At 46.7% G+C, this 12984-nt stretch carries 10 protein-coding genes; 8 read left to right on the top strand and 2 right to left on the bottom strand.

Features of this window, described 5'->3' with window-relative positions:
• The first annotated feature begins 43 nt into the window (after positions 1-43).
• The 5 genes from N2245_RS10460 (at position 44) to gnd (ending at position 6090) form a co-directional block, all read left to right on the top strand.
• A complete protein-coding gene (locus N2245_RS10460) occupies positions 44-1558 on the top strand; it encodes an extracellular solute-binding protein (protein WP_494536674.1) in 1515 nt (504 codons plus the stop codon).
• Between the two features lie 62 nt (positions 1559-1620).
• Positions 1621-2550, top strand: a complete 930-nt coding sequence (locus tag N2245_RS10455; protein ID WP_494536673.1) for a carbohydrate ABC transporter permease — start codon at positions 1621-1623, stop codon at positions 2548-2550.
• 12 nt (positions 2551-2562) lie between these two features.
• Positions 2563-3495 carry a carbohydrate ABC transporter permease gene (locus N2245_RS10450; RefSeq protein ID WP_494536672.1) on the top strand — a complete coding sequence of 311 codons (933 nt, stop codon included), beginning with the start codon at positions 2563-2565 and terminating at the stop codon, positions 3493-3495.
• Between the two features lie 20 nt (positions 3496-3515).
• Positions 3516-4466, top strand: a complete 951-nt coding sequence (locus tag N2245_RS10445) for an MDR/zinc-dependent alcohol dehydrogenase-like family protein (protein WP_494536671.1) — start codon at positions 3516-3518, stop codon at positions 4464-4466.
• Between the two features lie 151 nt (positions 4467-4617).
• Positions 4618-6090 carry an NADP-dependent phosphogluconate dehydrogenase gene (gene gnd / locus N2245_RS10440; protein WP_494536670.1) on the top strand — a complete coding sequence of 491 codons (1473 nt, stop codon included), beginning with the start codon at positions 4618-4620 and terminating at the stop codon, positions 6088-6090.
• 37 nt (positions 6091-6127) lie between these two features.
• Here the strand turns inward: gnd and lysA are convergent, their stop codons facing one another.
• A complete protein-coding gene (lysA, locus tag N2245_RS10435; protein WP_494536669.1) occupies positions 6128-7381 on the bottom strand; it encodes a diaminopimelate decarboxylase in 1254 nt (417 codons plus the stop codon).
• A 72-nt stretch (positions 7382-7453) separates the two neighbouring features.
• On the opposite strand from lysA, the gene pdxH reads away from it, so the two are divergent.
• The 3 genes from pdxH (at position 7454) to N2245_RS10420 (ending at position 11510) form a co-directional block, all read left to right on the top strand.
• A complete protein-coding gene (gene pdxH / locus N2245_RS10430; RefSeq protein ID WP_494536668.1) occupies positions 7454-8056 on the top strand; it encodes a pyridoxamine 5'-phosphate oxidase in 603 nt (200 codons plus the stop codon).
• A 140-nt stretch (positions 8057-8196) separates the two neighbouring features.
• The gene (gene lon / locus N2245_RS10425) at positions 8197-10737 is read left to right on the top strand and encodes an endopeptidase La (protein WP_494536667.1); all 2541 of its coding nucleotides are present in this window, start codon (positions 8197-8199) and stop codon (positions 10735-10737) included.
• A gap of 59 nt (positions 10738-10796) precedes the next feature.
• Positions 10797-11510 carry a PIG-L deacetylase family protein gene (locus tag N2245_RS10420; protein WP_494536666.1) on the top strand — a complete coding sequence of 238 codons (714 nt, stop codon included), beginning with the start codon at positions 10797-10799 and terminating at the stop codon, positions 11508-11510.
• Between the two features lie 18 nt (positions 11511-11528).
• On the opposite strand, the gene N2245_RS10415 is transcribed toward N2245_RS10420, so the two are convergent.
• The gene (locus N2245_RS10415; RefSeq protein ID WP_494536665.1) at positions 11529-12875 is read right to left on the bottom strand and encodes an AAA family ATPase; all 1347 of its coding nucleotides are present in this window, start codon (positions 12873-12875) and stop codon (positions 11529-11531) included.
• Positions 12876-12984: the final 109 nt, after the last annotated feature.

Below are 12984 nucleotides of genomic sequence, written 5' to 3'. Positions count from 1 at the left end.
GATTAATTCTTGCACCAAGTGCAGGAGGTGGAGGACAGTGGCAATGAATGAGAGACTATCAAGAAGGAATTTTCTTAGGCTGAGTGCTGTAGCTGCTGGAGGTGTAGTATTAGCTGCTTGCGGAGGAGCTGCGACATCAAACACACCAACAACAGCGCCTACTTCTCCTAGCCCATCACCAACGTCATCTCCCACTCCAGCTGCTTCGGCAACTGGAAGCCCATCTCCTAGTCCAGCAGCGAGCCCAACGCCCTTGGCAAGCCCGACGACTAGTGCGATGGCTTCGCCCACTCCTCAGGGACCAGAACCTACGCCTATAGGGCAGAAGCTTGATCTTGCAAACCTCAGCCCTTCGATACCTGATCCCAGCCAGCCTGTAACCATAACTTTTGCCTCTTGGGTGAGTGCTGGTCTCAAACCTTACGCGGATGAGTTCCAGAAATTGCATCCCAATATCAAGATAAAGTTCCAGGATGTAGATGCTGAGAACATCGTCACTAAGATAACCACTCAGATAGCAGGCGGTAACGCCCCTGATGCTGCTTACCTGGATCTGAGTGCGGTTACCGATTTTGGTACGAGGAATGCTCTAGTGGAGCTTGATCCTTATATCCAGAGAAGCAGAGCGGTTGATCCGAAGGACTACGTAGGGGAATTTGCCAAGGCAGCACAGATAAAGGGACACTTCTATGGCCTGCCGTTTGACGGCGAATCCACTGGTATCTTTTACCGTACAGATCTCTTTGAACAGGCTGGTTTAGAACCGCCAAGGCCTGACTGGACTTGGGAGGATTTTGAGGAAGCTGCAAAGAAACTCACTATTCCATCGAAGAGACAATACGGGTTTGCGATCTTTGCTTCCGAGGCTAACTACTATTGGTTGCCGTGGCTCTGGTCGACTGGTGGGCGGTTGATGTCCCCTGATGGCAAGATCATGTTCAATGATGCCAACGGTAAGAAGGCAGCGGAATTTTATCTCGGCTTGAAGAAGTATTCACCACCAGACCTTTATGGTTCCAACTCTTGGGATGGCAGAGTAGCTTTTGCTCAGGGTAAAGTAGCTATGTACGAAGCTGGTGCTTGGTTTGCAGGCACCCTACTAAGTGAGTTTCCAAAGACAAAGGGCAAGTGGGGTGCTGCTGCCATGCCTCGTGACAAGTATTGTGCTACTGTTATAGCTGGCGATGCTCTAGTTATTTTTGCCCAGAGCAAGAACAAAGATGCCGCCTGGAAATGGATAGAGTTTCTTTCTGCTCCACAGAATGTTGCTAAGTGGAACACAGGCACACCCAAGAATCCTAGCACGCTTTTGCCAGTAAGGAAGTCGCTGCTAAATAATCCTAATCTGTATAAGAATGTCCCACTACTTAAGGATTTTGCTCAGATGATGAAGTGTGGAGTATCTGATCCGGCTTACGACTTCCCTTACTGGGGGCAGATCGACCAGGTATTGAATGAGAACTTCCAAAAAGTTATATATGGCGAGATGGATGCTGCTACGGCCTTGGATGATGCAGCCGCCAGAGCTGAGGAGATCATACAGAAGCATAAGAGCTAGCGTTTATGGCTGCAAGGTATTATCTCCCTTGCAGCCATAACTATTAACTTATGGAGTGAGCAATGCAAGCCACAACGAGACCGCTTATCAGGCGATCCGGACTTAGCAGGGTACTGTGTGAAGCAAGGCGCGAGTGGACAGCCTACCTCTTTCTATCACCAGGACTGATACTCTTTGCTGTGTTTACAGTCTTCAGCGTAGGGTTCTCATTCTATCTTAGCTTTCACCAGTGGAATATACTGGAGCCACAAAAGCCTTTTGTAGGCTTGCAAAACTATAAAGAACTGCTGCACGATCATTATTTCCTTGGAGCGATAGTAAATACTCTCTATTTTGCTGCCGTCTCCGTACCTGTCACTATGGCTATTGGATTACTAGTTGCTTTGATGCTAAACACCCAAATCAGATTCAGAGGATTATTTAGGACGCTGTATTACCTTCCAGGCGTTACATCACTAGTGGTTGCTGCGATTATCTGGAAGTGGGTTTTTTCGGGTGACTACGGCCTACTCAATTACTATCTCCTCAAGCTGAATATCATAGACAAACCCATACTTTGGTTATCGGATAGGAACCTGGCAATGCCGGCAGTTATTACTGTCAGTGTATGGCAAGGGGTAGGTTTTCACATGGTAGTGTACTTAGCAGCTCTGCAGTCCATTCCACAGGAGATCTATGATGCTGCCAAAGTGGATGGAGCAGGTGCCTTCCGAAGATTGGTATACATAACTGTACCACTTCTTCGCCCCACTATGTTTTTCCAGTTTGTAGTTGCCATGATTGGCTCGCTACAGGTGTTTGGACAAATACTGTTAATGACAGGCGGAGGCCCGATAAGAAGGACTACTACCGTGGCTTTCTACCTATACCAGAAAGCATTTCGAGATTTCGAAATGGGGTATGCTGCAGCGATAGCTTACTGTCTGTTTGCCATGATGATAGTGTTCACAATTATTTACTGGCGTCTAGCCTACCGTGAGATAGAGTACTGAGGGAGAGTTGACATGGCAGTAGTGAGTGGGCGTGAGATTGCAATAGAAGCAGCCATAAGGAGACGCCGGTCTGCTAGAAGGATTTTTCTTGAGTCCCTAGGTAAACTAGCACTATATGCGATACTATCTGCAGGAGCGGTCATATTCGCTGCTCCTTTTGCCTGGATGGTTGTGGCGTCTACACAAAGTCTAGATAATATGTTTCGGTATCCACCAAGCTGGATACCTATAAATCCTAGCCTAGACAACTACATCAGATTCCTCCAGGCTGAGAATCTAGGTAGATGGGTTTTCAACAGTGCTTATGTTTCCATAAGCGTTACAGCTCTGCAACTGTTCTTCAACTCTCTGTCTGCGTATACGTATGCTAAGAGGCGTTTCCCAGGAAGAGACGTACTATTTGCCATCGGGTTGGCTACGATGATGATCCCTGGTTGGGTCACACTTATCCCTTCCTATCTTATTCTCAAGCACATTCCTCTGTTCGGAGGAAACAACCTTCTTGGACAGGGGGGGCATGGCTGGCTAGATTCCTATTGGGGGCTGATTGCTCCGGGAGTAGTCAGCACATTTGGTATATTCCTGTTACGGCAGTATATGAAAACCATTCCAGATGAATTGTTAGAAGCGGCAAAGATCGATGGTGCTTCCCACTGGAGGATTTATTGGCAGATAATTCTACCTCTGTGTCGTCCGGCTCTCGCTGCCCATGCCATATTCACTTTCTCCTATACTTGGGATGATTTCTTCTGGCCTCTGATCATAATCAGTTCCGATCAGCTGCAAACTCTCCCTCTGGGACTGGCATTATTTGTGATCAAGAACCGGACGGTCTGGGACCTTGTTATGGCTGGTTCAGTATTGGCTACGCTTCCAGTCCTGATAATGTTCCTGTTATTCCAGAGGCAGTTCATACAAGGCATCACACTTACCGGCCTGAAATAAACGGAATGGAGAGCAAATTGATGAGATCTGCAGTTCTACTTGCCCCGAGAAAGTTTGATTTAATCGATTGCCCAATACCAGAACCTGGTCCCAGAGAAGTATTAGTTAGAGTAGCTATATGCGGCGTGTGTACCTCGGAGTTGGATGTCTGGGATGGTAAAGCTGGCGATGTTCAATTTCCACGATTTCCTGGTCACGAAGTGGCGGGGATAGTAGAGAAACTGGGGTCCGATGTGAAGGAATTTCAACCAGGCGACCGGGTGGCTGTCTGGGTTACAGAACGAGGTTTCTCGGATTATGTCCTAGCCGATGTAAATCATTGCTTTCGACTGCAGAATGTGCCTGTTGACCAAGCGCTTATCGAGCCCTTGGCCTGTGCTGTAAACGCTGTTGAGCTGACCAATGTCTCATTAGGAGACGATGTCCTAGTGGTTGGTGCGGGCTATATGGGCAGCTTAGTGCTGAAGTTACTTAAACTTCAAGGTGTTGCCAGGCTAATAGTAGCTGATATACGCCCCGAGGTGTTGAAGTTAGCATCTAATATAGGAGCTACACACCTTATAGATCTAGCTAAAGAGGATATAAAGGGCGCTGTTGCAGAATTGACGGATGGTAAGGGTGTGGATACAGTCTTTGAGGTAACAGGTCATCAAGCTCCACTGAATTTTATAGGTGATATAGTCAGAATGCATGGCAAGATCGCTATAGTTGGATATCATCAGGGGGAACCTCGGTGTATTCCCCTTGGTCAGTGGAACTACAAGGCTCTACAGATAGTGAATTGCCACTTTAGGGACCCCCAAATAATACTTAGAGGTATGTCTATAGGCATAAAGTTGATGGAAAATGGCCTTCTTACTATGGAAGATCTTATAACTCATAGATTTCCATTAGCGTCTATCAACGATGCTTTTGCAACCGCCGAGCGAAAGCCTAATGGATTCATTAAGTCAGTGGTGTCGATGTTGTGACAGCTGGGTAAGTTAGTTCGATCAGGTGCAACCCTCCTAGCTGATGTTTATTTCACCTGCATATATGTTTGCGCTATGATTTGATCGGTACCTATCTTGCTGTTTGTTGATAGCCGATGGGCTATAGCAAAATTTGTTAGGAGGGTCAAAAGTGACTACCAATTACGGGCTTATTGGACTGGCGGTGATGGGAGCCAACCTAGCACTTAACATCGCTGATCATGGCTTCCCTATAGCGGTCTATAACAGGACCTACGAGAGAACCAAGGAATTCCTCGAGGGTCCTGCTAAAGATAGACCTATCAGTGGAGCCTCCACCATTCAGGAGTTTGTGCAGCTGATAGAAAGGCCCAGGAGAATAATCATACTTGTAAAGGCAGGACCTCCTGTTGATGCTATGCTCTCTCAGCTCAAGCCTTACCTAGAAGAGGGAGATGTGGTGGTTGATGGTGGCAACTCCTTCTTCCAGGATACTATCAGGCGTGATGCGGAATTCCAAGGCACGGGTATATATTTTGTAGGTATGGGTATAAGTGGCGGTGAGGAAGGTGCTCGGCATGGTCCAAGCCTGATGCCTGGAGGGCCGAGGCAAGCCTACACCCTGCTTGAGCCAGCGCTTACGAAGATAGCAGCACAGGTAGAGGATGGTCCTTGTGTCACATACGTTGGGCCTCATGGGGCTGGTCACTACGTGAAGATGGTGCACAACGGCATCGAATATGGCGATATGCAGCTCATCGCAGAAGCCTATGATATTCTCAGACATGCACTGGGTCTTTCGGCTCAGGAGATAGCTGAGATATTTGCTAAGTGGAACGAAGGCAAGCTTAACTCCTTCTTGATAGAGATAACCTCCAAGGTGCTATCGTATAACGATCCTGATACCGGCAAACCCCTTGTGGATCTCATTTTGGATGAGGCAGAGCAAAAAGGTACTGGTCGTTGGACGACACAGAATGCCAGCGAGCTTGGCATACCTGTGCCAACTATAGATGCTGCTGTATGGTCAAGAAATATCTCTGCGATGCGGGAGGAGAGACTAAAGGCCTCCAAGGTCCTCAGAGGACCGGCTGTCAATTCGAAATCTTATGATAAGCAGAGGTTGATAGATGCTCTTGAGGGGGCTTTATATGCTTCCAAGGTCAGCTCCTATGCACAAGGATTTGCGCTGATGAGGAAGGCTTCCGAGGTATACGGCTTCGAGCTGAACCTTGCAGAGCTCGCACGTATATGGAAGGGTGGGTGCATTATACGCGCCCAACTCCTGAATACTATACAGCAAGCCTTCAAGAATGATCCAAACTTGAGCAACTTGCTCTTGGATCCTGACTTTGCCGAGGCTGTTAGCTCTATGAACGATGACTGGAGGTATGTCATATCTGTGGCCAGAGAACTCGGCATACCTTGCCCAGCTATGAGCTCTTCTCTTGACTACTACGATGCTTATAGATCTGAGCGCCTCCCGGCTAACCTTATACAGGGCCTGAGGGATTTCTTTGGTGCTCATACTTACAAGCGCATAGATAAGCCAGGAGTGTTCCATACTGAATGGGCAGAGGTGACAGCTTCAGCTAAGCAACCTGGCGACGAAGGTGGCGAAGACGAACCTGTAAACGGTAAGTAGAGGGCTTAGATAATATTTTACTTGAGGCTGAGGGCTTTTAGCCCTCAGCCTCCAACTCCAACCTGACTAGGTCTTCGTACGTTTGTCTTTTTCTTATCAGTCGGACCTTATTCCCATCTACCAGTAGCTCTGCAGGTCTGGGGTGGCCGTTATATTCGCTTGCCATAGCAAATCCATAAGCACCTGCCTGTAATATGGCAATAGCTTCTGTGGGAAAAACCTGTGGAAGGGATCTATCCTTGGCTAGATAGTCTGAGGACTCACATATAGGCCCGACCACGTCCACTATTTCGGTTTTATCCCTCCTTACTAGAGGCTCTATGTGGTGATAGGCATCATATAAAGCGGGTCTAATCAGAGCATTCATGCCTGCGTCTACTATTACAAACTTCTTACCTCCGGAGATCTTTGTATAAAGGACTGACGTTAGTAGTGCTCCACTAGGCCCTGATATGAATCTACCGGGCTCAATGATCAACTTGAGCTTGAGATCTCTCACTCTATGTTCTAGTGCTTTTGCTACTATCGCTGGGTCTTCCGGAGACTCATCTTTGTATTTGATCCCGAAGCCTCCGCCTATGTCAATGTACTCCAGTCTGATTCCAGTATTAATAAGTGCCTCAGCCATATCTAATATAGTGTTCGCAGCTTGAATCACCGGTTCCAGGTCTACCAACTGAGAGCCTATGTGCATCCCGATTCCAGCAATTTGAATGGCTGGTAGCGTGCACGCAAGCTGATAAATATGGAGAGCCTCTTCAATTGGCACTCCGAATTTGTTACTCTTCAGACCAGTAGTTATCTTCTCATGAGTGTGGGGGTCTATATTAGGGTTGACTCTGATGGAGATACTTGCCGTTCTATCCAGGGTTTGGGCTAATTCTGAAATCTTCCTAAGCTCTTGCTCACTTTCTACGCTGAATAAACCTACTCCCGATCTTATTGCCTCTACTATCTCACGCGGGGATTTGCCAACTCCAGCAAACACTATATCTTCTGGATGAAAACCAGCCTTGAGTGCTCTAAATAACTCTCCACCTGAGGTAACATCTGCCCCTGCTCCAAGCTCTGCTAATAACTTCCCTACCCATATATTGGGGTTCGATTTGAGGGAGTAGCATATCTTGGTTGGAAGGCCTGCAAAAGATTCTTTGAGCTTCTGGTAAGCGTTTCTTATATAATTTGCCGAGTATACATACAGTGGAGTTTGATATTTCTTGACTAAGTCTAATAGGGGTACATCCTCACAGTAGAGAATATCGCCTCTATAATGGAAAGCAGTATCAGGCACTATGCCGCTCCTCGATTTTTATCTTTGCAGTCAATTTTACTTTCGTTTTCAGAGGAGTCGCTAGAATAGAGTATGACCGATGCATATCGATACATGAACCCGGATCCCTACGAGCAGTTCCGAATTTGGTTCGACGCTGCTCGCAATAGTAGTAATCCTCAGCCGGATGCCATGGCCTTGTCTACAGTTTCTAAGGCAAATTTACCTTCAGTGAGAATGGTACTTTTGAAAGCTTTTGACAAGAGAGGGTTTGTCTTCTTCACGAATTATAATAGCCGTAAGGCCTGTGAGTTAGATGAGACGGGATATGCTGCTGCGGCCTTTTTTTGGGCGAATCCTTGTCAAAGGCAGGTAAGGATAGAGGGCCGGGTAGAGAAAATATCTGAAGAAGAATCTGATATGTATTTTCATAGCAGACCTCGAGGCAGCCAAATAGCTGCTTGGGCATCACCACAAAGTGCTGTAATACCGGATAGAGGTTATCTTGAATCTCTAGTTGAGCAAGTTGAGAGAAGATTTCAGGGTAAGCAGGTATTACGTCCTGAATTTTGGGGTGGATATAGGATAATTCCTCATGCTTTTGAATTTTGGGAAGGAAAGCCCAGTAGGCTCCATGATAGGTTTAGGTATCTTCTCAAAGATGGTACTTGGAGTCTAGATAGGCTTGCACCCTAATTGCACAACCCTAGGTTAGCTTGCTATAACCTATATGCCTAGAGGTACTTAAAGTCTATCTTCCAATAATCATTCGGATTATAATCTTGAGGTCTCGTGAGCTAATATTGCTGACTGACTTGACTTTGCAGGTGAGAGATATGAACGAGGAAGAACGAGATATTACTGAGACTGTAGAGCAGGAAGCTGAAAGACCAAGCGATGAACGATTGGATAGGCGATCGATAGAAACCACAGATCAGGAAGCACAGAGGGATCACGCTCCTAATATACCTTCTAGACTGCCTTTGCTCCCTCTAAAAGACGTAATAGTGTTTCCCTTTGCCGTTCAACCTCTGCTTATAGGGCAGCCAAGGTCCATTCGCCTCATTGATGACATCATGAAGTCCGACAGACTAGTGGCTCTATCAGCTCAGAAGAGCTCTGACATAGAGCAGGCTGGTCCTGAAGATATATACATGGAGGGTACTGTGGGACGCGTTGCGCAGATGTTAAGGCGTCCTGATGGTACTCTTATGGTCGCCATGCAGGGGTTGGAGAGGATGAGAATCCTGCAAGTCGTTCAGGAAGAGCCTTACCTGGTAGCCGATATAGAGGTTATAAAAGAGGACTATGTGCAAGATATAGAGATAGAGGCTCTGAGAAGAAATGCTATTCAGAACTTCCAGAAACTCTTAGGACTTAATCCTCAGCTGCCTGAAGAGCTTGGAACCTATGTTTCGAATATATCTGATGCCAGACAAGTAGTCTATCTGATAGCTAGCTCACTGCGTATAGACCTACAGTCTCGTCAGGAGATCCTGGAGCTGAATTCGGTTAGAGATAAGCTCCTGCGTATAAACGAGATCCTTAACCACGAGATACAGGTACTTGAAATTGGCCGACAGATCCAAAATCAGGCCGAGGAGCATATGGGCAAAGCCCAAAGGGAGTACCTGTTGCGAGAGCAGCTTAAGGCTATCCAGCGTGAGCTGGGCGAAGAAGACGAGCAGATAGCGGAAGTAAACCAGCTCAGAGAGAAGGCTAGTCAGGTAAAGCTCTCTGAAGAAGCTCGTAGCCAAGTTGAGAAGGAATTATCTAGGCTGGAGAGGGTGCCGATAGCCTCTCCCGAACACTCAATAATACGCACTTACGTTGAAATGATATTGAGCTTGCCTTGGGGGATAACTACCGAGGTGGAGATAGATGTTCCCAAGGCAAGGAGAATACTTGATGAAGATCACTATGATCTAGATAAGGTAAAGGAGCGTATTCTTGAGTATTTAGCTGTTAAGAGGCTTCGCCAGCAGCGTATGCAGGAGGTTCTTGAATCTCAGGCGGAGAACGAAACAGGTGAAGAGTTGAAAGGTGAGACTCAGGAAGATCTTTTCAGGGAACCTATACTGTGCTTTGTTGGTCCTCCAGGCGTCGGTAAAACCAGCCTTGGGCAGAGTATAGCTAAAGCTCTGGGCAGGAAGTTTGTTCGTATGAGCCTAGGGGGTATCAGGGACGAAGCTGAGATACGAGGTCACCGTAGGACCTATATAGGTGCTATGCCAGGTAGGATCATACAGAGTATTATGCGCGCCGAATCCTCAGATCCTGTATTCATGTTAGATGAGGTTGACAAGATATCAGTTGGTTTCCAGGGTGATCCAGCGGCTGCTTTGCTGGAGGTATTAGACCCTGCTCAGAATCACACCTTCAGGGACAACTATCTCGATGTACCGTTCGACCTTTCGAAGGTGATGTTTATAGCCACTGCCAACACTTTGGATACTATACCTGCTCCTTTGCGTGACAGGATGGAGATTATAGAGCTCTCTGGTTATACAGAAGACGAGAAAATCCACATCGCCCGGCAATATCTCATCCCCAGGCAACTTAAGGCTAATGGTCTTAAGCCTGAGGAGGTGGATTTCACCGATGAGGCTATAAAATCCATAATCCGAGGATACACGAGAGAGGCAGGTGTACGTAACCTTGAGAGGCATATAGCTTCCGTACTCAGAAAACTGGCAAGGAGGATAGCCGAGGGAGAGACTGGTCCCTTCCAGGTCACTCAGGATAACCTGGCTGAATTCCTAAGGAGGCCATATTTTGAATATGAGACAGCTGAGCGTATAGATAGACCTGGGATAGCCACAGGGCTTGTATGGACCCCAGTTGGTGGGGATATAGTCTATGTAGAAGCTTCTATAACGCCTTCGGAAGAGGATCGCCTGATACTTACAGGCCAGTTAGGTGATGTAATGCGGGAGTCGGCCCAGGCTGCGTTAACTTACATACGTGCTTCTATGCCTATGCTTGGCTTGGAATCCTCTGCACTGGATCATAAAACTGTCCACATACATGTGCCCGCAGGTGCCCAGCCTAAGGATGGTCCATCTGCTGGTGTGACTATGGCCACCGCATTAGCATCGGCAGCTATTGGAAAACCAGTAAGATCAGATGTGGCCATGACTGGTGAGATTACGCTTAGGGGTAAAGTCCTGCCTGTTGGTGGAATAAAGGAGAAGGTTCTGGCTGCACACAGAGCTGGAATTAGAACTGTTATCCTTCCTCAGAGGAACGAGAGGGATCTTGAGGATCTACCTGAGGAGCTCCGTAAGGAAATGGAATTTGTGTTCGTTGATAGTGTTGATCAAGTTCTACAGACGGCCTTGAACTTGTCATCGCCATCCTTAGCTGTAACTAGCTAGATAACGGTTTCTGTGCAAGAATAGATTCTTAGGTGAATACTTTTTGAGGGAGATCTGATATGACTCAGGAAGGTAATGGTAAGGTTGAACGTGGTTTAGTGGTAGTTGCACATCCAGATGATGCTGAATTCATGGCTGCTGGGACCATAGCCAAGTGGGTAGCCGAAGGCATAAAGATGTATTTGGTTGTGGTTACCGACGGAAGCAAAGGGTCTAATGATCCTAACATGAGTGCTGAAGAGCTTATAAAGATCCGTCGCCAAGAACAGCTTGAGGCTGCAGAAGTTTTGGGGATCTCAGAGGTTGAGTTTCTTGGATACCCTGATGCTTACGTGCAGCATACTATAGAGTTGAGAAGAGATATCACGCGTGCTATCAGGAAGTATAGACCAGATAGACTAATAACCATGACTCCCTACAGGTCATTTGGCATAAATAGCTATCTAAATCATCCGGATCACCTCGCAGTGGGCGATGCAACTCTGGCTGCTGTGTATCCTAGCGCCAGAGATAGACTTACCTTTCCTGAACTTGCTGCGGAAGGCCTAGAGCCTTATAAAGTGAGAGAGGTGTACATAACTGGCACAGAGACGCCTGATTGCTGGATCGATATCACTGATACTATAGATAAGAAGATAGAGAGCCTCAAGAAGCATCGTAGCCAGGTAAGCGATAGAGATCTAGAGAAGCACGTAAAGGAGAGAGCAGCTCAAACTGCAGAAGGACACGATATGCAGTACGCAGAGTCCTTCAAGGTCTTCTACCTATCGTAATGCTGCAGTCCTAGTTTGTTAGGATTTATCCTCATCGTCACCGGAAGAAGAAACTATAGGTACTTCTCCGGTGACGATGCTTTTTATACCTCCGGGCCTCTCCGCATAGACCTGTCTGGCTTTTACCTGAACAAACTCAAGTTCCGGATATCTTAGGGCTGTAAGGTGTCCTCCGAAAACGCAGCCTTGATCTATGTTTACCGTATTGTTTCTTATAACCGGCTCCTGTACAGGCGTGTGCCCATATACTACCAGAGCTCTCCCATGATAGTACCTAGCCCAATCTCTCCTCTCAGGTAAGCCTTCAGGAGTTAGCCTCCCCGTGACATCTCCATACAAAACAAAGTCCTGTACAGCACGAGACATCTTGCCTATCATTCGTTCCTTTATTCCGGCGTGGGCTACTACCAGATTGTATCTATCCAGCACCATATAGGGATTTGCGTCCTTTATGAAATTGTGGATTCTTCTCCTTAGATCTAGGGCTCTGCTTTCGTCTAGGGACTCCAGCTGACTGACTGTGGCCTCCAACCCATGCTTTATCTGCACTCTTCTGCCTTCTAGATATCTCATTAGCTTATTGTCATGGTTCCCGGGGGTAAACAGGGCCTTGCCTTGTTTGCATATTTCCATCCAAAGCTCGAAACACTCAACTACTTTTGGCCCTCTGTCTGCCAGGTCCCCGATAGAGATCAGAGTCCTCCCTTCGGGGTGCTTCCATTCGCCATCTATCTTTTGCCATCCAAGCTTGTCTAAGAGCTCTAGTAACTCATCGTAGCAGCCATGTACATCACCAACGATGTCGTATGGAGGGTCTACTCTTGGATATATGGGAGGAGTTATCAGATTTATTTTTACTATATCTGCCTCCTCCTCATTCAGGATGTATATCTTATCCCATCCCTCAGAGTGGACTTCCCGGAGAGCTACCTCAAGCATAGCTTGCTGCCTTAGCATAACATCCTGTGGCACTACCCTATTTCGGCTTGAGTTACGCGCTAGTCTGGTCTCCAAAGATGTGTTCAGTATGATTGCAGTGGCTGGATAGTAGTGTTTGCGTGCTAGCCTAAGTAATTCTTGTCTAACCGATTTGTTGAGCGCTGTTGAGTCAGCTACTACTAGTTTGTTAAGTTCCATTCGCTTCTGTATGATGAAGTAGAAAAGATCAAAAGCTTGCTTACTGTAGTACTGAACCTCTTCGTTATCACCTACTAGGGCTCTGCAGTAATCGCTTGATACGATCTCCGTGATGCGAAAATGCTTTCTCGCAAATGTGCTTTTACCGGAACCTGCAGCTCCTATCAGTACTATCAGATGAGGCTTATATAAATTGATCTCTAAATCCTGATTCGCGTTTATCGCCAAAATATTCCTCTATGGAGATATATCCTATAGTTAGCTGTTAAAATTGTACTTATAGAAAATCCTGCTCTTCAAATGATAAGGTTGATCCCCCATAGTAAGCTAGGAGATA

It is taken from the genome of Thermobaculum sp. T2p (assembly GCF_059335935.1).
Note: the sequence above shows the minus strand (reverse complement) of the source record. Positions and strands in the feature narration are given on the sequence as shown.

What these genes read in the sequence shown, in the direction of transcription:
- N2245_RS10460 (WP_494536674.1), top strand. Translation starts at nt 44, where the DNA reads ATGAATGAGAGACTATCAAGAAGGAATTTTCTTAGGCTGAGTGCTGTA.
- N2245_RS10455 (WP_494536673.1), top strand. Translation starts at nt 1,621, where the DNA reads ATGCAAGCCACAACGAGACCGCTTATCAGGCGATCCGGACTTAGCAGG.
- N2245_RS10450 (WP_494536672.1), top strand. Translation starts at nt 2,563, where the DNA reads ATGGCAGTAGTGAGTGGGCGTGAGATTGCAATAGAAGCAGCCATAAGG.
- N2245_RS10445 (WP_494536671.1), top strand. Translation starts at nt 3,516, where the DNA reads ATGAGATCTGCAGTTCTACTTGCCCCGAGAAAGTTTGATTTAATCGAT.
- pdxH (WP_494536668.1), top strand. Translation starts at nt 7,454, where the DNA reads ATGACCGATGCATATCGATACATGAACCCGGATCCCTACGAGCAGTTC.
- lon (WP_494536667.1), top strand. Translation starts at nt 8,197, where the DNA reads ATGAACGAGGAAGAACGAGATATTACTGAGACTGTAGAGCAGGAAGCT.
- N2245_RS10420 (WP_494536666.1), top strand. Translation starts at nt 10,797, where the DNA reads ATGACTCAGGAAGGTAATGGTAAGGTTGAACGTGGTTTAGTGGTAGTT.